16 protein-coding genes are annotated in these 24,469 nt (G+C 61.7%); 8 read left to right on the top strand and 8 right to left on the bottom strand.

The window, feature by feature from the left end; genetic code table 11:
• Positions 1-53 precede the first annotated feature (53 nt).
• The 6 genes from VF629_RS00410 to rhaT form a co-directional block, all read right to left on the bottom strand.
• Positions 54-1,667, bottom strand: a complete 1,614-nt coding sequence (locus tag VF629_RS00410) for a glycoside hydrolase 43 family protein (RefSeq protein WP_331056462.1) — start codon at positions 1,665-1,667, stop codon at positions 54-56.
• Positions 1,668-1,976: 309 nt separating this feature from the next.
• On the bottom strand, positions 1,977-3,725 hold the full coding sequence (locus VF629_RS00415; protein WP_331056463.1) for a hypothetical protein: 1,749 nt from the start codon (positions 3,723-3,725) through the stop codon (positions 1,977-1,979).
• Positions 3,726-3,928: 203 nt separating this feature from the next.
• Positions 3,929-5,203 (bottom strand): glycoside hydrolase family 28 protein, encoded by a 1,275-nt coding sequence (locus VF629_RS00420; RefSeq protein ID WP_331056464.1) that lies wholly within the window; start codon positions 5,201-5,203, stop codon positions 3,929-3,931.
• Positions 5,204-5,326: 123 nt separating this feature from the next.
• A complete protein-coding gene (locus VF629_RS00425; protein ID WP_331056465.1) occupies positions 5,327-7,267 on the bottom strand; it encodes a RagB/SusD family nutrient uptake outer membrane protein in 1,941 nt (646 codons plus the stop codon).
• A 25-nt stretch (positions 7,268-7,292) separates the two neighbouring features.
• On the bottom strand, positions 7,293-10,457 hold the full coding sequence (locus VF629_RS00430; protein ID WP_331056466.1) for a TonB-dependent receptor: 3,165 nt from the start codon (positions 10,455-10,457) through the stop codon (positions 7,293-7,295).
• 251 nt (positions 10,458-10,708) lie between these two features.
• Positions 10,709-11,800: an L-rhamnose/proton symporter RhaT gene (gene rhaT, locus VF629_RS00435; RefSeq protein WP_331056467.1), complete on the bottom strand. Its 1,092-nt coding sequence runs from the start codon at positions 11,798-11,800 to the stop codon at positions 10,709-10,711.
• Between the two features lie 399 nt (positions 11,801-12,199).
• Between rhaT and VF629_RS00440 the strand changes: the two genes are divergently transcribed.
• The 8 genes from VF629_RS00440 to VF629_RS00475 all read left to right on the top strand — a co-directional run bounded on the left by VF629_RS00440 (position 12,200) and on the right by VF629_RS00475 (position 22,145).
• Positions 12,200-14,308, top strand: coding sequence for a bifunctional aldolase/short-chain dehydrogenase (locus tag VF629_RS00440; protein ID WP_331056468.1), 2,109 nt, complete (start codon positions 12,200-12,202; stop codon positions 14,306-14,308).
• A gap of 356 nt (positions 14,309-14,664) precedes the next feature.
• A complete protein-coding gene (locus VF629_RS00445; RefSeq protein ID WP_331056469.1) occupies positions 14,665-15,675 on the top strand; it encodes a GntR family transcriptional regulator in 1,011 nt (336 codons plus the stop codon).
• A 254-nt stretch (positions 15,676-15,929) separates the two neighbouring features.
• Positions 15,930-17,210 (top strand): TIM barrel protein, encoded by a 1,281-nt coding sequence (locus VF629_RS00450; RefSeq protein ID WP_331056470.1) that lies wholly within the window; start codon positions 15,930-15,932, stop codon positions 17,208-17,210.
• On the top strand, positions 17,207-18,592 hold the full coding sequence (locus VF629_RS00455; RefSeq protein ID WP_331056471.1) for an FGGY-family carbohydrate kinase: 1,386 nt from the start codon (positions 17,207-17,209) through the stop codon (positions 18,590-18,592). The genes VF629_RS00450 and VF629_RS00455 overlap by 4 nt, the downstream gene beginning before the upstream one ends.
• A gap of 173 nt (positions 18,593-18,765) precedes the next feature.
• Positions 18,766-19,512: a (Fe-S)-binding protein gene (locus VF629_RS00460; RefSeq protein ID WP_331056472.1), complete on the top strand. Its 747-nt coding sequence runs from the start codon at positions 18,766-18,768 to the stop codon at positions 19,510-19,512.
• Between the two features lie 168 nt (positions 19,513-19,680).
• Positions 19,681-21,078, top strand: a complete 1,398-nt coding sequence (locus VF629_RS00465; RefSeq protein WP_331056473.1) for a lactate utilization protein B — start codon at positions 19,681-19,683, stop codon at positions 21,076-21,078.
• Positions 21,075-21,641, top strand: coding sequence for a LutC/YkgG family protein (locus VF629_RS00470; RefSeq protein WP_331056474.1), 567 nt, complete (start codon positions 21,075-21,077; stop codon positions 21,639-21,641). The genes VF629_RS00465 and VF629_RS00470 overlap by 4 nt, the downstream gene beginning before the upstream one ends.
• A gap of 48 nt (positions 21,642-21,689) precedes the next feature.
• Positions 21,690-22,145: a VOC family protein gene (locus VF629_RS00475; RefSeq protein WP_331056475.1), complete on the top strand. Its 456-nt coding sequence runs from the start codon at positions 21,690-21,692 to the stop codon at positions 22,143-22,145.
• An 11-nt stretch (positions 22,146-22,156) separates the two neighbouring features.
• Here VF629_RS00475 and VF629_RS00480 read toward each other — a convergent pair whose 3' ends face one another.
• Both VF629_RS00480 and VF629_RS00485 read right to left on the bottom strand, forming a co-directional pair.
• Positions 22,157-22,618 carry a cupin domain-containing protein gene (locus VF629_RS00480; RefSeq protein ID WP_331056476.1) on the bottom strand — a complete coding sequence of 154 codons (462 nt, stop codon included), beginning with the start codon at positions 22,616-22,618 and terminating at the stop codon, positions 22,157-22,159.
• Positions 22,619-22,735: 117 nt separating this feature from the next.
• A complete protein-coding gene (locus tag VF629_RS00485) occupies positions 22,736-24,157 on the bottom strand; it encodes a glycoside hydrolase family 28 protein (protein ID WP_331056477.1) in 1,422 nt (473 codons plus the stop codon).
• Between the last annotated feature and the right edge of the window lie 312 nt (positions 24,158-24,469).

Raw genomic sequence — 24,469 nt, forward strand, 5'->3', positions numbered from 1 at the left:
CCTTCGGAAATTGGAGCGGGCCGAGCCAGTTGGGCGGACTCTGCAAGTCCGCCCTACTGGCTCGGCCCGCTGTGCTCGTAGTGAAAAAAATCCACGTCCACGTAGCCGGCTTCCGCTTTGTTGTTGTAGCTGTAGAGGCCAATTCGGTCGCCGCGGTAGGCGCCCCACACCAGTTGGTAGGGTGTGCCGAAAGGCGTGTAGGTTTTGCCATTCAGGCTGTACGAATACTGGCTTTTGCCGTCTAGGCCCCAGGTCGATTTCAGCCACAGACTTTTGCCCTTGAGCACCGGTCCCGGCGTGGTATCCTGGCCCGTGCTAAACTCAAGGATGCGCGCCGAGCCGCGGCTCACCACGCCCAGGGAGGCATATTTCGGAGAGCCGAAATGGCACAAGCCCGCCTGCTGGCCATCGGCCATTCCGCGCAGGTCGATGCGCACCACGGCTTCGTTGGCGCGGGTGCGCATGGAGCGCTGCGTGAGCGTGTTGCCGGCTTTCAGCAGGTTGTCGGGTTCCAGGGGCGGGAAGGCGTGCAGGCGCAGGTGGCCGCGCTTCTCGGTGAGGGACCATTTTCCGGGGCGCGGCTGGTAGTTCCACTCCCACTGCGGGCCCAACGTAGCAGCGGTAAAGTCGTCGCTGGTTTGCGGAGTAACGACCGGCGCGTTCGGCAAGGGCTTTTTGCCGGCCCAGGCCATGGTGCCGATGCCGTCGGGGCCCACGGCGCCCAGGATGGGGTAGCCGTCCTGCCACGTGACGGGCAGCAGGCTGAGGATGCGGCCCGACCAGTCGCCGCCGCTGCCGTGGTGCGTGAGGAAGTACCAGTCGCCCTGCGGGGTTTGCACCAGGCCGCCCTGGTTGGGTTCGTGGTTCGCTTTTTCGGCGTGGCTGAGCTGCCGGGCCGGCTCGTAGGGCCCGTAGATGTGGCGGGCGCGCTCCATCATCAGGGCCCGGCCTTCGGGCTTTACTTCGCTGAAGAGGTGGCAGTAGTAGCCGTTGATTTTGTAGAGCTTGCTGGCCTCGCTGCCCTTCGATTGGTAAATCACCCGGTCCGATTCCGGCACCAGGTCGCGGCCGTCGGCGGTGAGCCTGAACAGGTGGATTTTGTAGCCGTCGCGGAAGTTGGTGCCCACCAAATAGCCCTGGCCGTCCTCGTCCCAGAAAGGGCAGCAGTCGTCCCACCCGGCCGCTTTCAGCACCGGGTGCAGGGCAGTCCAGGGGCCGGCCGCGGTGGGCGCCGTGCTCATAAAATAGCCTTCGTCGGGCGTGCCGAAGTACACCCAAAACTTCCCGTCGTGGTGGCGAATGGCGCCGGCCCACACGCCCTTGCCGGTGCGGTTCATGCGGTTCCAGCTCAGCTCGGGGCCAATTTGGGTCAGGTCGCTTATCACGTGGCCTTGGATGGTCCAGTTCACCAAATCGCGGGAGTGCAGCACCACCATGCCCGGCGAAAACTGAAACGTGCTGGAAATGGCGTAGTAGTCCTCCCCCACCCGTATGCAGTCCACGTCGCTGTAGTCGGCGGGCAGCACGGGGTTCTGGTAGGTGCCCTGGCCCTGGTCGCCCCAGGTGGTCCACTCGCCCCAGGGGCGCGGCGCCGTGGGTTGGCCCTGGCCAGCCGCCGCTTGCAGCAGCAACAGGCCCACTAAAACGGCAAAACGCAGAGCTTTCATCAAGGGGCTGTGGGTAATAACTAAAATGATGCTCGAATGCTTTCTAGGCCGTCCTGCTCATCTGGCGTCTGCGGAGTCGAAGCATGACGTTTTTTCGGCTCACTGTCTACACAGCTTAGAAGCTTTTTGAGTTATTTTCAGACGGTCTTCGCTGCGGTAGAGACGCAACATCTTGCGTCTCGTTGTTCGCGCTGTCTGGCTATCGTTCGCCGCTTGGCAGTCGTTCGCCGCATCGTCGTTCAACAACGAGACGCAAGATGTTGCGTCTCTACCGCGGCTCGGCTCTTTTTAGCCGGCTCAAACGACTTCTTAGTAATGCGTATGATTGACCACCGAATTGCGCAGGTAGTCCAGGTTCTTCTTCAAATCTTTGCCGCTGTGGGTAGCGCGGCGGCTACCAAAAACGCTCAGGCGGCCCTGGTTGAGGGTGATGACTTCCTCGGCGCCCTGGCCCATGAAATCGAACATGTGGAAGACGGGGTCGGGGAAATACAGCTCGCCGGTGCCGGCGTCGTTGAGGCGGAATTTGTGCCAAAACAACTCCGTGGAGCCGTCGCCGCGCCAGTTGCCGCGCACGAAATCGGGGTTGCCGTTGATGGGGTTGCCGGGCCATTTTTTCACTAGGTTGCCGGTGTTGTCGAACCAGTAGAGCTGGCTGGACAGGCCGGGCTCGTCGGCGCCGCGCAGGCCGTAGGTGCGGCCACCTACTACCACTTGCGGGCCAGCCACGTTTTTCAGAAAGTTACCCACGGCCAGCTGCTGGCTGTGCTCGGCGGTGTTTTGCCAGATGATTTTGCCGGTCATCGCCTCGTAGATGAACACGCCGGTTTCGCTGTTGGCAGTGGCGATGTCGAGCTTGCCGTCGCCGTTCATGTCGATGAATTTGTAGCTGTCGGCGTGGTCGTGGTTGTCGGGCAGCAGGTCGAAGCGGTTCCAGATTTCCTGGCCCTTGGTGTCGAGCAGCAGCGAGCCCACCAGCACTTCGTCGAGGCCGTCGCCGTTGAAATCGACGGGGTAGATGTAGTGGCCGAGGTTGTCCTTTTTGCGGCGCTCGGTGTGCTGCCACAGGGACTTGAGGTCGGCGGTGTACGCGTTAATGTGTTGGGTGCCGCCCATGTCGGTGTACACCACCAGGTCGTTGGGCGGGCCGGGGTGCAGCCGGGCGATGGCTAGCCGGAAGTTGTTGTACACGTGCGGCAGCGGCTGGGTGGGCCAGGCCGTTTTGCGCAGCACTTTCCCGGTACGGCCATCGGCCACCACCAGCCACTCCTTGCCGTCGAGGAAGCGCCAGTGCGCCACCTCGGCGCGGCCGTTGCGGTCGAAGTCCCACACCACGCCCGGTGCCTCAAATTCCGACCGTTCCTTCACGTATTCGGTAGGCGCTTTGTAGCTCCACAATTCCTTGCCGGCGTTGTCGAACACGTGGGCCGAAAAGTCCGGCTCCAGCACCATAAAGTCAGTTTTGCCGTCGCCGGTTACATCGCCAAACTTCACGGCGTTCGACTGCGGAATATTGTACTGCCTCAGCAGCTGCACGTCTTCCGGCAGCTGGTAGGGCCTGATGTCTTCTTCCTTCAAATTAATGTTTTTGCTCAGCACCAGCACGTCCACCGCCGGCCCCACTTCGATGCGCGTCAGCTTGATGTTGGCCGGGCCGGCGGGCAGCTCAAACGTGCCACCGCTCTGCCAGCTCAGGGCGCCGCGGCCGAAGTTCTCGGCCGTCACCTTGTCGTTGATGGCGACTTTGAACGAGGTGTTTTTCTCGCCGCCTTGGCTGCGCACATATAGCGTGTACGTGCCCGCTTCCGGCACTTGCACGCGGGTCATCAGGTTGGTTTTCGATTTCAACACCAAAGCCGTATTGTTAAAAATCCACGGCGCTTTTAGGTTACCCGCATCAGCAATGATGTTGCCTTTGGGAATCTCCTGAATGAAATCCGACGCCGGGATAATGACCGTGCCCGGCAGCGGCGCGGGACGGGCGGCGGGAGCCTGGGCGGAAGCGGGTATTGAACACCCAAAGCACCATAGCAGGGCCAAAACGGCAAGTTGTTTCATCGGAAAGAGCGAACGGCGTGAGCGGGAATTAGCGCAGGTTTAACCGTAGCGCTGAGGCATCTAAGGAACGGCTTGCTTCAGCCAAGAGCCTCCTGCACCGTCCTGGCAAAATGTAGCGTGGTCGTACCCGGAGGGACTTTTAGTCCGCGAGTGACCTTGATTGAGGCGTCGTTCATGCGCGGACTAAAAGTCCGCGCTACACACTATTTCGCGCCTTCCTTCACCATGAGGCGCAGGCCCGACACGTCCACGTCGCTGGTGTGCTCCAGTAGCAGGCCGCGCTGGGCTTCGATGGTGCAGCGGCGAAATTTGACGTCGATGATGGGGCTGTCGGGCAGGCCGTGGAAGTCGCCCACTGCGGTGGCCGTGCCCCACACGTGGATGAGGCGCACGCGGCGCACCACCGGCAGCACGGCGGCAGGCGGGGCCAGCGGCGGCACCATGCGCCAGGCTAGGTTGAACTCCACCGCCTTGCGCGTGCCGCTGACGTGGATGTTGCGGTAGGTGATGCGCTCCACCACGCCGCCGCGGCTGGGCTGCGACTTGAACCGAATGGGCGCCCAGTTTTCGGAATCAACCAGGCAGTTGCGAACCACCACGCGCCGAATGCCGCCCGAGGTTTCGCTGCCCATGGCCACGCCGCCGTGCCCGTAGGCGAAGTGGCACTTCTCAATGAGAATGTTTTCGGAGGGCCGGTTCACGCGCAGGCCGTCGGCGTCTTTGCCCGACTTGATGGAAATGCAGTCGTCGTTCACGTCGATGGTGCAGCCCACAATGCGCACTTTCTCGCTGGAATCCACATCGATGCCGTCGGAGCTGGGGATGTTGTGGTCGGCGGTGATGGTGAGGTTGGCCACGGTCACGTTGCGACAGTACAGAAGGTGCAGGCCCCACACGGCTTGGTTGTGCAGGCGCAAGCCCTCCACGCGCACGTTCTGGCAGTTTTGGATGCCGAGCAGGCGCGGGCGTCCGCGCCGGGGGCCGGTTTCCACGGTGCCGCTCTCACGCTGCAGCCGGGCCTGGCGCACCCATTCGTCGCCGGAACCGTCGATGGTGCCCGGGCCGGAAATGCTGAAGTTGCGCAGGTTGTCGGCGTTGATGAAAGCGGCGGTGAATTCGCGCTCCACTCCTTCCCACCGGGTATTTATCTGCGGGTAGTCGTCGGGATTCGTGGAGCCTTTCAGCTGGCCATCTTTCTCGACCAGCAAGCTCACGCCCGGTTTCAGGAAAAGCGCCCCGCTCACAAACACGCCGGCGGGCACCACCACGGTGCCGCCCTTCGCCGCTGCGCAGGCATTAATGGCGGCTTGGATGGCAGGCGTGTTCAGGGTTTGGCCGTCGCCTTTGGCCCCGTAGGCCGTCACGACGTAGCGCTGCTGACTTGGGGCGGCAGTGGCGTGAGCCGCTACCAGCAATGCCAGCAGCAAGCTCAGTATGCCAGCTACTTGCAAGTCCGGCAATGAGGTCCGAATTCTCATTTGAAAGGAAAGTAAATATGGTCACTCATCCACAAGCGAAAAGGAGTGCGCCAGCGACGGCGCACTCCTTTTCGAATTCCTGAGGAAAGCCCCGCCAATACAAGGTACCCGCGGACCCCGTGCTTAGTAACCAGGGTTTTGCTCTTGCTTCCGCTGCTCGTTGGTGAGCGGCTGGCCATCGCGGAATATGCGCTCCAGGTGCGTTTGCGGGATGGGGCGCAGCTTGTGGAAGTCCTTGATGCCCGCGTTCGACTGGCCCACGCCGGCAGCGTCGGGGTTGAAGTAGGGCGCGCGTAGCAGCAGGGTTTCGGTGCGGGCCAGGTCTTCCCAGCGGTGCAGCTCGCCCAGCAGCTCGCGGGTGCGCTCGTTCAGGATGAAGTGAATGAACCGGTCGGCGGTGGACGTCACGCCGGGCGGGTACATCTCCTTGGGGTCGTTGGCGGTGAAGTTGGCAAGCGTGGCCGTGAGGGCCGGGTACGTGCTGCTGACGTCGCCGCGGGTGCCGCCTTCGGTGCGGTAGTTCACGGTGGGTTTCACCTCGCCCTGCTTGTAGGCGGCGCGGGCGCGCAGCTTGTTCACGTATTCCAGGGCCTTGGTGTAATTGCCCTTGCGGCCGTACGCTTCGGCTCCAATGAGGTAGGTTTCGCCCAGGCGAGCCAGCAGCCCGTCTTTGGTGCCGGCCTCTTCGGCCGCGCTGGGACGAAAGGGGTCGAGGTACTTCACCAGCTGCGGAAACTTGTTGCGCAGGCTGATGTCGCCGGTGGGGCTGTAGCCGGGCACCACCGCGCCGGCGGCATTGCGCACGTAGCGCGCGTAAATCTTGTAGCGCGACCGCGTGAGCTGGGCCTGGGGCACGGGGTTTTGGGGCGTGTTCACGATGATGTAGAGCGCCGTGTCGCCCACCGCAAACTTGTTCTGGCCCACTTGCGCGGGCGTGGGGGCGTCGGCGGCGGTCCACTTGGGCAGGGTCGGGGCCCAGTTGGCTATCCAGGTGGTCTTCATCATCTTGTAAAACCGCGAATCGTTGCGGCGGTCGAAGATGTCCATGGCGTAGTTGGTGGGCATCACGCGCCGGAAGGCCCGGTCGTTGAGCACGTCGCGAATCATGCCGGGCTCGTTCTCATACTGCATAGTGAAGTACGAGTGCACCCGGTTGCCGAATCGGCCCGACAAGGCCACCACGTTGTTGAACTGCGCCGAGAAGATGACCTCCTTGTTGGTTTGGGCCGCCACGCTGTTGGCGTAGCTGGAGATGTCGAACAAGTCGGCGTAGTTGGCGGCCAGGGCGTAGTTGGGCGAGGCAATGACCTGGTCGGCGTAAAAAGCGGCGCTGTCGATGTCGGTGGCTTTCTGGCCGCGCTGGTCCGCAACGGCGCTGCCGCGGGTGAGGTACACCTTGGCCAAATAGTGCTGCGCGGCGCCTTTGGTGGCCCGGCCAAACTCGGTGGTGGTGGGCGCTAGGTTGTCGACGGCGTAGCGCAAGTCGGAAATGATGACGCGGTACACGTCCGGCACGGGGGCGCGGGTGTACTCCAGTCGCACGCCCTCCGAGGGCTGCAGCACCAGCGGAATGGCGCCGAACTGCTGCACCAGTTGGAAGTAGTAGTAAGCGCGCAGGAAGCGCAGCTCGCCCAGGCGCTGGGCCTTTTGGGCGTCGGTGCGCAGCGTGGTGGTGCCCTGGATGCCGGGCAGGGCCGCAATACCGATGTTGCAGCGGTTGATGCCGTCGTAGTCAGCGGTCCACACCCCGTCCACGAAGCTGTCCGTGGAGTTAAGGCGGCTGTCGTAGATGTTCCAGAAAATGGCGTTCACCTGGTCGGCGTGCGTCAGCTCGTCCACGCCGAAGTTGAACATGCCGTAGGAATGCTCCAGGGCAAATTTGTAGCGGGTCTGCTCGTAGCTGGCTTTCACCAGGTCTTCCATGCCCTGTTCGGTCTTGAAGTACTCGTTGGTCAGGGTCGACACCTGTTCTTCTTCCAGGTAGTCTTTGCAAGAGCCCAGGCCCAGCCCGAGGCCCAGCAGCGCCACCAGGCCGGTATTGCGAATGATGCGGTTTATAGTCATGTCGTTAGACGTGTAAAATCTGTAATTAGAAACCCAAGCGCAGGCCCACCACCAAGCTCTTGGTGCCCAGGTTGCGGGCCTGCACCAACTCGCCCGACGAGGTGCCAATGTCGCTGGCTTCGGGGTCGAGGCCCTTGAACTTGGTGAACAAGAAGGGGTTCACGGCATTCACGTACACGGCCAGGTTGTTGGCGTACACCTTCTGGCTGATGCTCTGCGGGATGGTGTAGGTGAGCGAGATGTTGCGCACCCGCACGAAGTCGCCCTTCTGAAACGTGTAGCCTTCGCTGTTCTTGGCCTGGTCCTGCCGGGTGTCGGGGCGGGGGTACTCGTTGCTCGGGTTGGTGGGCGTCCAGTAGTTCACCTGCTGGCCGGGGTAGCGGCCGCCCAGGCCGGGCCGGAAGCCCGAGGCCGCCAGCTGCCCAATGCGGGCGTACACCAGAAACGAGAGGTCGAAGCCCTTGTAGGAGAAAGTGTTGTTGACGCTGCCCGACCACTTCGGCCGGTTCGAGCCCAGCACCACGTAGTCGTCGGCGTTGATGCGGTCGTCGCCGTTGGTGTTCTGCACTTTGATGTCGCCGGGCACGGCCTGAAGAGCTTTGGCCGCGTCGGCCTCTTCCGTTTGCCAAATGCCCAGGTTGCGGTAGCTGTAGTACACGCCCAGCGGCTGCCCAATAAACCAGCGGTTGCCGATGTCGTCCTGCGCGCCCGAGGCCAGCTTCACGAATTCTTCTTTGTTGCGGGTGTACACGAAGTCCGTGGTCCAGCGGAAGTTCGACGCGGTTTCGATGTTCACCGTCGTCAGGCTCACTTCCACGCCCTGGTTGCGGGTTTCGCCGATGTTTTGGAGGATGTTGACCACCCCGCTCACGGCCGGCAAGGCCCGGGGCAGCAGCAGGTCGGTGGTGTTGGCGCGGTACACTTCCACCGAGCCGCTCACGCGGTTTTTGAATATGCCAAAGTCCAGGCCCAGGTTGATGGTGGACGTGCGCTCCCACTTCAAGTCAGGGTTCACGAGGCCGCCCAGGGTGCCGGGCAGGGTGCCGGGCGTGGGCGAGTAGCCGTAAGCAGGGATTTCGTTCCAGGCGTAGTTCGACTGCTGCAGGGTGCCGCCGGTGGTGTAGGGGTCCACCGACGCCTGGCCCACGGTGCCGTAGCCGCCGCGCAGCTTCAGCTCGTTCACGGCCGTCACGCTCTGCAGGAAGGGTTCCTGCTGCAGTTTCCAAGCCACGGCCACCGAAGGGAAGAAGCTCCACTTGTTGCCGGGGGCCAGCACCGAGGCGCCGTCGGCGCGGCCGGTGGCCGTGAGCACGTACCGGTCCTTGAAGCTATAGTTCACGCGGCCCATCCACGACATCAGACTCCGCTGGGAGAAGCCCGAGCCGAACGTATTGGCGGCGGCACGGTAGGTAGAGCCCAGGTTGTACCATTTCTGGCTGTCGTAGGGCAGATTGAGCGCGCTCACCGACGAGCTTTCGTTGCGCTCCTGCTGCACGCTTTGCAGCGCCGTCAAGCCAATGCTGTGGTTCTCGTTTAGCTGCTTGTTGTAGAACAACAGGTTTTCCACCACGTAGGTGAAGTTCTGGCCCTGGTCATACTGTGCAAAGCTCACCGAGTTGGGGCCGCCGGCGTCCCGGGCAATGGCCCGCGCCGACTGAAACTGCCCCGTGCGGTTGTTGCGGAAGTCGGGCCCCACGTTGAGGCGGTAGCGCAGGCCCTCGATGGGCAGCTTCACCTCGGCGTACAGACTGCCAAAGAAGCGGGTGGCGCGGCGCTCGTTAAACGCATTGTCCACTTCGCGCAGTGGGTTGAAAATCAGCACGTCGCCGCCGGGGTTGTTGATGAACGTGCCGTCTGGGGCGTAGGGCGTGGCGTAGGGCAGCTGGCCCGCGGCGCGGCCAAACACGTCGGGCCCGTAGTTCTGAATGGATAAGCTGGCGTTGGTCGACGCCCCCAGGGTCACGATGCTGTTCACGTTGTAGTCCAGGGTCACGCGGGCGTTGTACCGCGAGAAGTCCTGGCCCGGCTGAATGCCCTCTTGGTTGAGGTAGCCCACCGACATCGAAGCCCGCACTTTGTCGGTACCGCCGCTGGCGCTTAGCTGGTGGTTTTGGGTAAACGCCGTGCGCAGCGCCAAGTCTTGCCAGTCGGTGGTGGCAATTTTGCTCGGGTCATAAATGGGAATTTGGGTCACGTTGGCGCCGTAGCGGGCGCGCTCTTCGGCGGTGGTGGGCCGGGTGGCCGGCACGCGGGCAGCGCGGTCAACCCACTCGTAGGCGTTGGCGATGTTTTCCCAGGCCACAGGGTCCTTGCCGAACAAGGTAAAATCCCGGGCTGGGTCGGCGTAGAGCGGCAAATACGCCCCGGCGGTGCGGTTGGCCTCGCGCTGCAACTCCAGGAACTCGGCGCCGCTGTAGAGGTCGTAGGTGCGCGAGGCTCGGTCGGCGCTCACGTAGGTGTTGTAGTTGAGGCTGAACTTGCCGGTTTGCCCGCGCTTGGTGGTCACAATGACCACGCCATTGGCCCCGCGCGAGCCGTAAATGGCGGTGGCCGAAGCGTCTTTCAATATTTCCACCGACTGAATGTCCTGCGGATTAAAGTCGTTCAGACCCGAGCCCTGCGCCAGCGGAATGCCGTCCACCACGTACAGCGGCTCGTTGGAAGCGCGCACCGAGCGGTTACCCCGAATGCGGATGGCAGGCACTTCACCGGGGCGGAAGTTGGACCCGGCCACGTCCACGCCGGCCGCTCGGCCTTGCAGGGCCTGCGTCAGGTTTTGGGTCGTTACCTGCTGAATCTGGCCTTCCGACACGGACGAGAGCGCGCCGGTGACGTCGCTCTTTTTCTGCTCGCCGTAGCCCACCACCACTACTTCGCCCAGGGCCTTGGCGTCGGCGCTCATCACCACCGAAACTTCGGAGCGGCCGTCGATGGATACTTCCTGGGTGGCAAAGCCCACAAACGAGAACACCAGCGTGCCCTGGCGGTTGGGCACGTTAATGGTGTACCCGCCGTCGACGCCGGTGGCCGTACCGTCGGTGGTGCCCTTGAGCAGCACCGTCACGCCGGGCAAGGGCCCCTCGGCGGAAGTTATTTTGCCGGTCACGGCCTGGGCCATGGCCGTGGGTGCCAGCAGCAGCAGCCACGCCACGGCGCTAAGCTGCCGAATCAAGCCATAAAATTTTTGCATGATGTTGTGAAGTTTGTTGGATGTTGTGGGACGGACAGGTGCCAGCAATACAGCGCGGGTGGGAACCGAATTGCTGGTGATAAAACTATTGAAATCGTTTGCGTAGACTCACCTGTGCTCTCCTGAATTATCACAAACCAGTACTATTTTCTTATTCATCCCTCGTCAACTGCCGAGCCGTCGGGGCAGCAAAAAGCCCGGCCTCGTGATGAACGAGGCCGGGCTTCGGCTTTTTATTGAAAAGGCGGCGCTTATTCTTCGCCCTGAGTGGTTGCGGTGGCGGAAGTATTGGCTTCGGTGCGGGCGGGGTCGCCCAGGTAGTTGCCATAGCCCACGATGATGGTGGACAGCACCACCGTCAGAATGCCCAACGACACCGTGCGCATGGTGGCCCGGTTGGCGCCGCGCCACTCGTGCAGCATTAGGCCCCACATGCTGCTAAAGGCAATAATGAAGGCCATGTGCAGCGTCCAGCCCGAGAAGCGGTAGGTGCCCAGCTGGGTGTCGCCCATGCCGTAGAAGAAGAACTGGAAATACCACGTGGTGCCCGCCAGCGCGCAGAAAATGATGTTGCGCAGGGCCGGGTACGAGGGGTTCAGGTAGTCGGTATAAGTCTTGTTTTTGATGTTGAGGTAGAGGCACCACACCACGTTGGTGGTGAGCCCTCCCAGCAGAATAACGACCAGAATGGCGTTGTTCTGGAAGAGCGGGTTGGCACCTTGCTCTACCGCCAGGGCGGCGATTTTCTGCCCCGCCGCCAGCCCGAAGGCAAAGCAGGAGCTCATGATGCCCGAGAACACGGCCACCAGCAGCCCGCGGCGCAGGTTGTACTCGGCAATGGACTCGCCCTTTTGCTCCGCCGAAAGCGACTTTTCCTTCATCACGCCGGCCCGGCTGCAAATCAGGATGCCCACCAGGCACACCAGTAGCCCCAGCATGGTCACCTGCCCCGACAAGGTACTGGCCAAGTGGCCCATAGTGCCTTCGTAAATGGGCGGCACAAGCGTGCCGAACAGCGCGCACAGCCCCATAATCACGGCCATGCCCAGCGACAAACCCAGGTAGCGCATGGCCAGCCCGAACGTCAGGCCCCCGAAGCCCCACATGATGCCCCAGAAATACACCCAGAACAGCGTGCTGCTATCGGTTTGCTGCAGCACCTGGAACAGGTTGGGCACGGTAAGGTAGCCCAGCACGAACGGCACCACCAGCCACGAAAACAGGCCGCCCACCAGCCAGTAGCTTTCCCACGACCAGCCGTTCACCTTCTTGTAAGGCAAGTAAAAACTGCCGGAAGCAAAGCCGCCCAGCGCATGAAGGATAACTCCCCAGATTACAGCCATAGTAGTACGATTTTCAACAAAGCTGCCGGCTTGCCCTACGCAAACCCTCCTGTGCTCTCCTGACCACCAAATAACGCCAAAGATGACGGCACCAGTCCCTAGCAAACGTTTGTGCTAATCGAAGGAAAGCAGCCCCGAAGCGCCGGCTGATGAAGCTAGGACAGGTGCCTACTTCACTCAATCGTTTGAAGCCCTGCTTCAGGCCAACTGGCTTGCTAAGTTCAGCTTACCTTTCTTGGCGAAGGCCCTGGCGGCCGTGTGGTTGGGGACCCAGCCCCAGCGACAACATTTTTTGCATCCAGGCAGGAGAGTGCAGGAGGTTGCCCCCGCCCTATCCCGGCACCTTTGCAACAAAGCAACTCTATTCCGATTTCTGGTTAACGAAACCGAAGACCTATCATGGAAAAAACCCTCACTTTCCAGCACGTGAGTTACCTCTGGGACGAAACGAAAGCCGCCGAATTGGCCGGCGACGAAGTGGCCCTGTTCCTCTACCGTTCGAACCTCTTGGGCGCCGACCTGCGCCTGACCAACTACGCCGGCGGCAACACCAGCTGCAAAATCACCGAAACCAACCCCGTGACCGGCGAAGCCGCCGAGGTGATGTGGGTGAAGGGCTCGGGCGGCGACATTGGCACGCTCACCAAAGCCGGCTGCGCCAACCTCTACGTGGAGAAGCTGCACCAGCTCAAGCACCGCTACCGCGGCCTGGAATTTGAGGACGAAATGGTGGGCTTGTTCGAGTACTGCTTGTTCGACCCCAAGTGCGCCACGCCCAGCATCGACACGCCGCTGCACGGCCTGCTCCCCTTCAAGCACATCGACCACCTGCACCCCGACGCCCTGATTGCCATCGCGGCCAGCAAAGACGGTGAGCAAATCATGCACGAAATCTGGGGCGACACCATGGGCTGGCTCCCGTGGCAGAAGCCGGGCTTCGACCTGGGCCTGCAGCTGGAGAAAATTGTGGCCGACAACCCCGGCCTGCGCGGCGTCATCCTCGGCGGCCACGGCCTGTTCACCTGGGGCGACACGTCCTACGATTCTTACATCAACACCCTGGAGGTGATTGAGCAGGCCGCCACCTACCTGGAGGCCAACTACGCCAAAAAAGCGCCGGTATTCGGCGGTGTGAAGCGTGAGCAAACCCTCGACGCCGCGCAGCGCCGCCAGCAGGCCGCCGCCGTCATGCCCGTGCTGCGCGGCCTGGCCAGCAGCCACCGCCGCATGCTGGGCCACTACACCGACGATGCGCGCGTGCTGGAGTTCGTGAACTCGAACGACCTGCTGCGCCTCGCCCAGAAAGGCACCTCCTGCCCCGACCACTTCCTGCGCACCAAAATCCGCCCGCTGGTGCTCGACGCCGACACCATGCAAGGCGACGCGGCCAGCGTGAAAACCTACCTGGAAGGCCAGTTTGAGGCTTACCGCAAGGACTACGCGGCTTACTACGAGCGCAGCAAGCACGCCAACTCGCCCGCCATCCGCGACCCCAACCCGGTCATCATCCTGTGGCCCGGCGTGGGCATGTTCGCCTTCGCCAAAGACAAGCAGACGGCCCGCGTGGCCGCCGAGTTCTACACCAACGCCATCAACGTGATGAAGGGCGCCGAGGCGGTGAGCACCTACCAGGGCCTGCCCGAGCAAGAAGCCTTCAACATTGAGTATTGGCTGCTGGAAGAAGCCAAGCTGCAGCGCATGGCCCCGCCCAAAGCCCTTTCGGGCAAGGTAGCCTATGTGACCGGCGGCACCGGCGGCATCGGTAAAGCCATTTGCGAAGAGCTGCTGAAATTCGGCGCCTGCGTGGTGGCCGTGGACCGCGACCGCCTGGAAGAAACCCAGGCCGACCTGCGCAAGCAATTCGGCAAGGACAGCACCATCACCGCGCCCATCGAAGTAACCAGCGCCGAGAGCATCGCCGAGTCGCTGCGCGCCGGCATCCTGCAGTTTGGCGGCGTCGACATCGTGGTAAACTGCGCCGGCCTAAGCATCAGCAAGCCGCTGGCCGACACCACCCAAGCCGACTGGGACATTCTGAACGACGTGCTCGTAAAGGGCCAGTTTCTGGTGAGCCAGGCCGCCGTGGGCATCCTGCGCCAGCAAGCCCTGGGCGGCGACATCGTGAACATCGCCAGCAAAAACGGCCTCGTGGCCGGCCCCAACAACGTGGCCTACGGCACCGCCAAAGCCGCCCAGCTGCACATGAGCCGCCTGCTGGCCGCCGAGCTCGGCCCCGACAAAATCCGCGTCAACACCGTGAACCCCGACGCCGTGCTCCGCGGCTCCAAAATCTGGGAAGGCGACTGGGCCGCCGGCCGGGCCAAAGCCTACGGCATCTCGGTGGAAGAGCTGCCGGCCCACTACGCCAAGCGCACGCTGCTGGGCGAAGAGCTGCTCTCCGAAGACATTGCCAAGGCCGTGCGCGTGTTCGTGGACGGGTCCTTGAGCAAGAGCACCGGCAACGTGCTCAACGTGGACGGTGGCGTGGCCATGGCGTTTGTGCGCTAAGCCGTTGCGGCTGGCAGCACTGACAAGTAGAACGTCATGCTGAGCGCAGTCGAAGCATCTCTGCCGCTCCGATTGTCATGTTGAGCGTAGCGAAACAACTTCTCACAGCTGAACGGATGGTTCTAGCTAGATAAGGTCCTTCGCTGCGCTCAGGATGACAGCCGGAGCAGGCGAGATGCTTCGACTCCGCTCAGCATGACGTTTCTTTTTTGCCGTTTGAGAGTAGCTTTCGCATGGCCAAAATGGCTACATTTGAGGGTGACGCCTCTCCCCTTTTCTTATGCGTCGTTGCGTCAGGCCCGCTTTCTAGCACCCCCTGACACCCAACGCATTCAGATTCCCCACCACCCTCTGGGATGTACCAACTCCAACTAAAGCCTCTTGACAAAACCCCGAAGTACAAGCAGATTGTGCAGTCGGTGATTATGGATATTGAGCGCGGTGTGCTGAAAAACGGTGACCACCTGCCCAGCATCAGCGAGTTGAGCGTGGAGCACTACTTGGCCCGCGATACCGTGGAAAAGGCCTACCGCGAGTTGCGCGAGCGCGGCTTCATCACCTCAGTGCAGGGCAAGGGCTACTACGTGGAAGCCAGCGACACCTCGAAGCTGAAAATTCTGCTGGTCTTTAACAAGCTCAGCTCCTACAAAAAAATCATCTACTACGCTTTCCTCGAAACCCTCGGCGACCGCGCCACCGTGGACTTGCAGATTCACCACTACAACGTGAATCTGTTTCAGGAAATCATCGAGAAGAACCTCGGCAAGTACAACTACTACGTGGTGATGCCGCACTTCACGCTCGACACCGACAAGACGTTGTCGCGCGCCATCCTCAATACCATTCCCAGCCAGGAATTGGTGCTGCTGGACAAGGACATTCCCGAGCTCACGCACGACTGCCTGCGCGTGTTCCAGGATTTTGACAAAGACATTTTCGGCGCCCTCGAAAACGCCGAGGACCTGCTGGAAAAATACACCCGCCTGGTGCTGGTGCTGCCCTCCGACGCCAACCACCCGGAAGAATTGCCGTGGGGTTTCCGCTCCTTCTGCCTGATGCGCAACAAGGAATTTTCGGTGGTGGAAAACGCCATGAACGAGGTCATCATACCCGGCACGGCCTACGTGGTAATTCGCGAAACCGACCTGGTGGAGTTGGTGAAGAAAATCCGCCAAACCAGTTACCTGCTGGGCCGCGAAGTGGGCATCATTTCCTTCAACGAAACGCCCCTGAAAGAGTTGCTCAACATGACGGTGATTACCACCGACTTTGAGGCCATGGGCCGCACCGCCGCCACCCTGTTATTGGAGAAGAAACGGGTGAAAGTGAAGAACCCGTTTTACACCATTCGGCGCGGGTCGCTGTAAAACATAACGTCCATCGGTGCGAACTGTAGCGCGGACTTTTAGTCCGCGAAGTCTCTGTTTCTACAAGGTTGACTCGCGGACTAAAAGTCCGCGCTACAGTTTATCAGGCCCGTTCTATCGTGGAGTAGAGCCAAAGGGTATTCAAACTTTTCCGCGCAAACAGGAGAGCCCAGAACAGTTCCGGCGACGCGAAACGGGTAATTTGTTTAACCCAACCGACACCGGATTTTATTCACTATCCCACCGCATCGCGCATGTTCTCTGACCAACGACTCGCCGAACTCAACCAGCCCCTGCTGGCCGAGCACCAAACGCAATTCCAGCACCTGGCCGAATCGCCGCGCCTGCGCCAAGTGGACGTGCAAGCAGTGGTGCAAAAACTGATTGATTTCCAGGTCGCCATTCCGAGCTGGGCCCTGGGCACAGGCGGCACCCGCTTCGGCCGCTTCGCCCTGGGCGGCGAGCCGAGCACGCTGGAGCAAAAAATCAGCGACGTGGGCATTTTGCAAGCGCTAAACCGCTCTTCCAACTCCATTTCGCTGCACATTCCCTGGGATATTCCACAGGACATTCCCGGCCTGAAGCAGCTGTTGAAAGAGCAGGGCTTGGTGATTGATTCCGTCAATTCTAACACCTTCCAGGACCAGAAAGACCAGCCGCAGTCCTACAAATTCGGCTCGCTTAGCCACACCGAAAAGGCCGTGCGCGAGCAGGCCATTCAGCACAACATCGACTGCGTGCGCCACGGCCGCGACCTCGACGCCAAAACGCTGACCGTGTGGCTGGCCGACGGCTCCAATTTTCCTGGCCAGTCGCACCTGCGCCGCGCCTTTTTGCGCACCCAGGAGTCCTTGGCGGCCATTTATGAAGCCATGCCCAGCGACTGGACCATGCTGGTGGAGTACAAGCCCTACGAGCCCAACTTCTACTCGATGGTGATTCCGGACTGGGGCACCTCGCTGGCGCTGTGCCAGGCCATTGGCCAGAACGCGCAAGTGCTGGTCGACCTGGGCCACCACCTGCCCAACACCAACATCGAGCAGATTGTGGGCCGCTTGCGTCAGTTCGGCCGCTTGGGAGGCTTCCACTTCAACGGCTCGATGTACGGCGACGATGACCTGACCACCGGCAGCATCAAGCCCTACCAGCTGTTCCTCATTTTCAACGAGCTGGTGGACGCGGCCGTGGACCAATCGGTGCCCGCCGAGGCTGTGGCCTACATGATTGACGCCAGCCACAACGTGAAAGACCCGCTGGAGGACCTGCTGCAGTCGGTAGAGAACATCCTCTCGTCCTACGCCAAAGCCCTGCTCGTGGACCGCGACGCCCTCAACGAGGCCCAGGAAGCCAACGACGTGGTGCGCGCCGAGGAAATCCTGCGCGACGCCTTCCTCACCGACGTGCGGCCCCTGGTGTCGGAAGCCTACCGGCAGAGCGGCGGCGCCCTGAAACCCCTCGCGGCTTACCGCGCCGAGGGCGTGCGCGAGCAACTCATCCGCCAGCGCGGCAAGCACAGCGTATCGACCGGGCTATGAAAAAGACCATGAAAAAGTCGGTGTACGCCGTTTTCGACATCGGCAAGACCAACAAAAAGCTGATTCTTTTCGACGAGGACCAGCAGATTATTGACGAAGAGCTGCACGTGTGCACCGACGTGCTGGACGACGACGGCTTCGTGTGCGACCACCTGCCCCGCCTTACGGAGTGGGTGCTGGCCCACTGGCGGCAGCTGCGCAACCACCCGCACTACAGCGTGAAAGGCGTGAATTTCACGGCCTACGGCGCCAGCTTTGTGCACCTCGGGGCCGACGGCGAGCCCGTGCTGCCGCTCTACAACTACCTCAAGCCGATTCCGGCCGAAATCGAGGCGCAGTTCTACGCCCAGTTGGGCCAGTCGAAAGAGGAATTTGCGGCCGATACTTGCTCGCCCCAGCTGGGAATGCTGAATTCCGGCCTGCAGCTGTACTGGCTGAAATACGCCAAGCCCGAGCAGTACGCAAAGGTGCACACCTCGCTGCACCTGCCCAACTACCTCTCCTACCTGATTTCGGGCGAGAAGTTCAGCGACTACACCTCCGTGGGCTGCCATACTAACCTGTGGGACTACAAGCGCGGCGAGTACCACGAGTGGGTGCGCCGCGAGGGCATCGACGAGAAGCTGGCGCCGCTGACGCGCGACTCCATTGCCTCGGTGGTGGACGGTATTATGGTGGGCGTGGGCCTGCACGACAGCACCTCGGCCGTGATGCCTTACCTGGCCGAGCACGACGAGCCCTTCGTGCTGGTTTCCACCGGCACATGGTCGGTCACCATCAACCCATTCAACAGCCAGCCCCTGACGCCGGAGCTTCTGCGCCGGGACTGCCTCAGCTTCATGACGCCACGCGGCGAAGCTACCCGCGCCGCCCGCGTGTTCCTGGGCCGCGAGCACGACTTTCAAGTGGAGCGCATCGCCGCGCACTTCCACGTGAAGCCGGATTTTTATCGCTCCATCGTGCTGGCCCGGCCCTATGATGAAACGTCCACCAGCTTCCGCCCCGGCTGCATGGCCGGCACCGGCCCCTTCCCCGACCAGCCGGCCGGCGAGTGGGACCTGTCGGGCTTCCGCACCGCTTCGGATGCTTACCAGCACCTCATGCACGGGCTCATTGCCATCCTGCTCGAGTCCATTCATCTGGTGTGGCAGGGCGAAAAAACCATCTTCGTCGACGGCGGTTTTGCTCGTAACCCGCTCTTCATGCAAACGCTGAGCTGGAACTTTCCTAAAGCAGAAATCCGGACGCTGGAGGTGCCGCAAGCCACCGCCCTGGGCGCCCTGGTGCACCTAGAGCAAGGCGAGGCCCTGAAGAAAACCCAGCCCCTCTTTACCGACGAAGCCGACCTGCCCTTGGTAGCCGCGCAGAATAGGGCTAGTTAAGCTGCAGGCAGAAGCCTACTACGGCCTCCTTTTCTGAGGAGAGCTGACGGCTTGTAGCGTGGACTCTGCGAGTCCGCGCCGGGGCGAACGTTCTTGCGATGCGCGGACTCGCAGAGTCCACGCTACAAGCCCTACTGCCATCACATGCTACCCGAATACGCTAAAAAACAAGAATGAAAGTTGCCTTATTCGTCCCGTGCTACATCGACCAGTTCTACCCGCAGGTGGGCGTGGCGACGCTGCAATTGCTCGAAAAGCTGGGCGTGACGGCGCACTTCCCGCCGCAGCAAACCTGCTGCGGCCAGCCCCTGGCCAACAGCGGCTGCGAGCGCGACGCGCTGCCCATCTACAAGCATTTCGTGGAGACGTTTCGCGACTACGACTACGTGGTGGCGCCCTCCGGCAGCTGCGTGTACCACGTGCGCAAGCACTTCGACAAGCTCGACCAAACCGATGACGTGCAGCACGTGCGCGCCGCGGCCTATGACCTGATTGACTTCATCACCAACGTGCTGGACGTGAAGAAGCTGCCCGGGGCCTTTCCGCACAGAGTGGGCCTGCACCTGAGCTGCCACGGCCAGCGCGGCCTGCACCAAGCCACCGAGTCGGAGATGACGCCGGTGCGCGACGGCCAATTGCGCCGCTTACTGGCCTCCCTGGAGGGCATTGAGTTGACGAATCTAAATCGCAACGATGAGTGCTGCGGTTTTGGCGGCACGTTCTGCATCTCAGAAGCGGCCATTTCGGCCCGTATGGGACAAGACCGGGTGGCCGACCACGTGCTGAACGGCACGCAGGTGCTCACCGGCAGCGACATGTCGTGCCTCATGCACCTCGAAGGCATTGTGCGCCGCGCCAAGCTGCCCATCAAAGTGATGCACGCGGCCGAAATTCTAAACGGAGTTATGGTGAATGCATAGTCACAGTGCAAAAAACCGTCATGCAGCGCGCAGCGAAGCATCTTGCGTGTGGTAGCAACTCAATCGTCAGGATTAGTGGTGGCAGGCGAGATGCTTCGCTGCGCGCTGCATGACGCTCTTCTGTATTACGTTTTGTAGCTCACTAGTTCACCATCTCACAACTCACCTATGAGCCACGCCATCCGCGCCGACAAGTTTTTGCTGGACGCCGACCGCACCACTTGGCACGACGAAACCCTGTGGTTTGTGCGCGAGAAGCGCGACAAGGCCGTGTACGCCGTGCCCGAATTTCAGGAGCTGCGGGAGCTGGCCTCCCAGATAAAAGAGCACACCCTGAGCCGTCTCGACCTTTATCTAGAAGAGTTCGAAGCCGCAGCGAAGGCCAACGGCGTTCACGTGCACTGGGCGGCCGACGCCGCCGAGCACAACGCCATTATCCTGGACATCATCCGCCAGCGGGGCGCCACGCGGGTGGTAAAAAGCAAGTCCATGCTCACCGAGGAATGCCACCTCAATCCGCACTTGCTGAAGCACGGCATTGAGGTGGTGGACACCGACCTGGGCGAGCGGATTATTCAGTTTCGCGACGAGGCACCCAGCCACATTGTGCTGCCGGCCATCCACCTGAAAAAGGAGGACGTGGGCGACACCTTCCACACCCACTTAGGCACCGAAAAAGGCGAAAGTGACCCCCAGCGCCTCACCGAAGCGGCGCGCCAACACTTGCGGGCCAAGTTCCTAGCGGGGCAGGTGGCCATTTCAGGCGTCAACTTCGCCGTAGCGGAAACCGGCGGCATCGTCATTTGCACCAACGAGGGCAACGCCGATTTGGGTGTGAACCTAGCGGCGGTGCACATCGCCGCCATGGGCATCGAAAAGCTGATTCCGCGGCTTACGGACCTGGGCGTGTTCACGCGCCTGCTGGCCCGCAGCGCCACCGGTCAGCCGGTTACTACCTACACCTCGCACTTCACCAAACCCGCGCCGGGCCGGGAAATGCACATTGTGATTGTGGATAACGGCCGCACGCAGCAGCTGGGCCGGCCCGATTTCCGCGCCTCGCTCAAGTGCATTCGGTGCGGAGCCTGCATGAATACCTGCCCGGTGTACCGCCGCAGCGGCGGCCACAGCTACGATTTCACCGTGCCCGGCCCCATTGGGGCCATTCTGTCGCCCAACATCGACATGAAGAAGCACAGCTCGCTGCCGTTTGCCAGCACGCTCTGCGGCTCGTGCACCGACGTGTGCCCGGTCAAAATTGACATCCACGTGCAGCTCTATAAGTGGCGGCAGGTGCTGGGCGAGGCCAACGAAATACCGGCTTCCAAAAAGTGGAGCATGAAATTTATGGGTCGCCTGCTAGCTAGTCCCAGGGTGTTTGGCATGAGCGGGCAGTTTGCGCGCAAAGCCCTACGCCTGCTGCCCCACGGCCTCACGCACGCCAACGCTTTCAACGCCTGGGCCGTGGCCCGCGAGCTGCCCGAAGCGCCCAAGCAGAGCTTCCGCGAGTGGTACCAGCAGCCGAAGCCCATTCAGCAACCCCAGACGCCCCAGGTTCCGGCATGAGCAGCTCTCGCGACCGAATATTAGCCGCCGCCAAAGCCAACAAGCCGGCTGAAACCTTGCTGCCCACCGTGCCGGTGTACGGCGGCGATGCCACGGCCGAGCGGTTCACCACGGTGCTATCCAGCATTGGCGGGATGGTGGTGTGGCTTGATGGCCTCGAAGCGCTGATTCCGACTCTGCAGCAGATTTTTCCTGACGCGCAGAACACGGCTTCTCCCCTGTTCCCCTCGACCGTCCCGGTCGACGCCCTAACGCCCACCGACGTGCTGGCCGACATCGACCTGGCGGTGCTGCAGGGCGAAATTGGCGTGGCTGAAAATGGGGCCATCTGGCTGCCCGAAGCCAACATGCTCAACCGGGCGCTGCCCACCATCACCCAGCACCTGGTGCTGCTGCTCGACCACCGGCGCCTGGTAGCCACCATGCACGAGGCCTACGCGCAGTTGCCGAGCACCGGCGGCTATGGCAAGTTTGTGGCCGGGCCGTCCAAAACGGCCGACATCGAGCAGTCGCTGGTAATTGGCGCGCACGGCGCGCGTAGTTTGGTAGTGCTGCTGTACTAACTTGGGCGGCGGCCACACCGACGTGGCCCAGTTGTTTAGCTCCCACCCATGAAGTTCTGGTTACTCCTTTCCCTACTCGGCGGCCTCGCTTGCTCTCGCCCGGCGCTTGGCCAAACCACTCCGGGCGCCTCGCCCACTTTCCAGCACGCCGCGGTGTGCGTGAAGGAGCTGGCGCGGAGCAAGACGTTTTACCACACGGTGCTGCAGCTAGAAGAAATTCCCAATCCGTTCAACGACGGGCAGCACGCCTGGTTCAGCCTCGGGGGCGGTTTGCAGCTGCACGTCATTCAGCACGGCTGCCCGACCTCAAACGTCAAGGACAATCACCTGTGCTTGCGGGTGACTGCGTTCAGCGACTATCTGGCGCACCTCGACAAGGCCGGTGCGGTCTACAGCAATCTGGAAGGCAAGACCAAGCAGCGCACCCTCCGCCCTGACGGCGTGCAGCAGATTTACCTGCAGGACCCCGACGGCCACTGGCTGGAAATTAACGACGCGCGCTGAACCGCCAGCCTTTACGGCTTGGCGCTTGCGGCGCCCGTTTTGGCGGTGCGCCACCGGATGACGTGGTATTGCGCGCGGGTGGTGCCCACGTTCTGGATGCGGTGCTGGCGGTTGGGCGCCTGAAACACGACGGACCCGGGCCCGCCCCGCTTCAGCTCGCCATTCACCAAGGCTTCCACGGTTCCCTCCTGCACGATGAACATTTCCTCGTCGGGGTGCTGATGGGCGGCGTGGGCGTACTCGCCGGGGTTGAGCGTAGTGGCGTGCACTTCGAGGTTATTAAGCGTCTCGGTGGGCGTGTCGAAAAACTGCCGACGCTCGCCCACTTTAGTTTTCTCCACTTTCACCGACTTCCACTCGAAAACGGAGGAGGGCAGCGTCGTGGGCTGGTTTTGGCTGGCGACAATGACTAGGGGAATGCTCATCAGAAACACGGTGAGCGCGACTAACACGATTTCTCTTTTCGTCAGCATAGCGGCGAGTGGTTGAGGGTTTAGAACCTGGATTAGTAACGAATTTCGCTGCGGGCGACCAAAAAAGAAGCTGCCCCCAAAGAGAGCAGCTTCTTCAACTTTGGGGTCCATTTAAATTTAAAATTTGACGTTCGGGCTGCTTTCTACGGCCAGTGGCGCTTGGTCTGCAGCCTTGATATTGAGGTTCCTCACCGTCCAGCCAGTAGCGTATTTGATGCTGCCAGCGGTGGCGGCGTTCATAGTAATGTTGATTAGCGTCATGTTTTCGAGCAGCGAGTTGACTTGGCCTTCGGCTTGCACAGCCACCTTGGCGCTCTTCACCCGCACGTTGTCAATCACCACGTTCCTAAAATGCGGGAGGCCTTTTTCGGCGGGTTCTACTTTGCTGAGCATGGCCTTCCAGTGGGGCGGCAGGGTTTCTGCGGTGTAGCCGGCCGGTAGCGTGGAGTAGCTGTAGGCCGGGTTCCAGTTCATAGTCATTTGAATGGCCGTGCCCACGCTTTCCATTTCAATGTCCTCGACGCGAATGTCCTCGACGGTGCCGCCGCGCGTGAGGGCCGACTTGATGCGGATACCCACCTGGGTGCCGTTGGCCTTGAGGCGGCGGGCAATGACGTGCCGGATGCCGCCCGAAGTCTCGCTGCCGCAGGTGAAGAGCCCGCCTCCGGCCCCAGCCACGCAGTCTTGAATGAGGATGTACTCGGCGGGGCGGTTCACGCGCAGGCCGTCCCAGTCGCGGCCCGACTTCAGGCAGAAGTTGTCGTCGTTGCAGTCGATGTCGCACTTCTGAACCAGCACGTAGCTGCTCGAGTCGATGTCGATGCCGTCGGTACTGGGCCCATGGCCGCCGAGGTTGTTGCGGATGGTGATGCCCTCCACGGTCACGTTCTTGGAGTACAGCAGGTGCACCGTCCAGAAGCCAGAGCGCTGCAGCGTCACGCCACGCAGGGTGAAGTTGGTGGCGTTGGCGGCCACCAGCAGGCGCGGGCGCTTGGCGTCGTAGTCCACTATCCAGCGCAGGCCTTTGGGCTCGTAGTCCTTCCGCAAGGCCCAGTAGCTGTCCCAGAAGGGCTTGCCCTGCCCGTCGATGGTGCCCTGGCCGGTGATGGCCACGTTGTCCTGGTCGTTGATGTTGATGAGGGCGGCGGGCCACTTCATCTCGATGCCCGCCACGCGGGTCATGATTTCGGGGTAATCTTTCAGGTCCTGGCTGCCGAGCAGGGTCACGCCTTTGTCGAGTTGCAGCGTGACGCCTTTTTTCAGAAACAGCGAGCCCGTGAGGTACTGGCCGGGAGCGAGCGTGACGATGCCGCCCTTTTGAGCAGCGGCGTCAATAGCTTTTTGGATGGCGAGGGTGTTGAGGGTTTTGCCATCCGCCACGGCGCCGTATGTGGCAGCGGCGAAAATGCCTTTACCGGCGGGCATCGTTCTGGCCCCTACCTGCTTGGTCCACTCCGACGACGTGTCAGCTGGCGCGGTGGCTGGGGCCGGACTCAGCCACGAAAACAAGGAGAGCAGCAGCGTGGGAAGCAGGGTCATCGGGCGGCTGAGCTTCTGGCAAGAACGGAGGAGTTAAGTGACAACGCTGACGTAATGCGCGACAGAAATAGATGAAAAGAGGACTCCCACCCAATCTTTTTCCATCCTGCTACGCACCCGTCAGCGTTATAATTCACTCACATTACAAATCTGCATTTATCTCTAACGCAAAGTGGCTGTTGCAGAACTCCCGACCCGCCTCTGCTTCCTGATTCCAGCGGCTATTACCGGCGGTGACGCTTCCGCCAAAAGAGCAAAATCTGCTTCTCAACGGCTGGTTTAGGCAGGGCCACGGCCAAGCTTGCCTGCCGT

Source organism: Hymenobacter sp., from assembly GCF_036388155.1.
In the GTDB taxonomy this organism is placed as follows: Bacteria; Bacteroidota; Bacteroidia; order Cytophagales; family Hymenobacteraceae; genus Hymenobacter.

Coding starts and splice junctions, on each gene's coding strand:
- VF629_RS00410 (WP_331056462.1), bottom strand. CDS start 1,667: ATGAAAGCTCTGCGTTTTGCCGTTTTAGTGGGCCTGTTGCTGCTGCAA.
- VF629_RS00415 (WP_331056463.1), bottom strand. CDS start 3,725: ATGAAACAACTTGCCGTTTTGGCCCTGCTATGGTGCTTTGGGTGTTCA.
- VF629_RS00420 (WP_331056464.1), bottom strand. CDS start 5,203: ATGAGAATTCGGACCTCATTGCCGGACTTGCAAGTAGCTGGCATACTG.
- VF629_RS00425 (WP_331056465.1), bottom strand. CDS start 7,267: ATGACTATAAACCGCATCATTCGCAATACCGGCCTGGTGGCGCTGCTG.
- VF629_RS00430 (WP_331056466.1), bottom strand. CDS start 10,457: ATGCAAAAATTTTATGGCTTGATTCGGCAGCTTAGCGCCGTGGCGTGG.
- rhaT (WP_331056467.1), bottom strand. CDS start 11,800: ATGGCTGTAATCTGGGGAGTTATCCTTCATGCGCTGGGCGGCTTTGCT.
- VF629_RS00440 (WP_331056468.1), top strand. CDS start 12,200: ATGGAAAAAACCCTCACTTTCCAGCACGTGAGTTACCTCTGGGACGAA.
- VF629_RS00445 (WP_331056469.1), top strand. CDS start 14,665: ATGTACCAACTCCAACTAAAGCCTCTTGACAAAACCCCGAAGTACAAG.
- VF629_RS00450 (WP_331056470.1), top strand. CDS start 15,930: ATGTTCTCTGACCAACGACTCGCCGAACTCAACCAGCCCCTGCTGGCC.
- VF629_RS00455 (WP_331056471.1), top strand. CDS start 17,207: ATGAAAAAGACCATGAAAAAGTCGGTGTACGCCGTTTTCGACATCGGC.
- VF629_RS00460 (WP_331056472.1), top strand. CDS start 18,766: ATGAAAGTTGCCTTATTCGTCCCGTGCTACATCGACCAGTTCTACCCG.
- VF629_RS00465 (WP_331056473.1), top strand. CDS start 19,681: ATGAGCCACGCCATCCGCGCCGACAAGTTTTTGCTGGACGCCGACCGC.
- VF629_RS00470 (WP_331056474.1), top strand. CDS start 21,075: ATGAGCAGCTCTCGCGACCGAATATTAGCCGCCGCCAAAGCCAACAAG.
- VF629_RS00475 (WP_331056475.1), top strand. CDS start 21,690: ATGAAGTTCTGGTTACTCCTTTCCCTACTCGGCGGCCTCGCTTGCTCT.
- VF629_RS00480 (WP_331056476.1), bottom strand. CDS start 22,618: ATGCTGACGAAAAGAGAAATCGTGTTAGTCGCGCTCACCGTGTTTCTG.
- VF629_RS00485 (WP_331056477.1), bottom strand. CDS start 24,157: ATGACCCTGCTTCCCACGCTGCTGCTCTCCTTGTTTTCGTGGCTGAGT.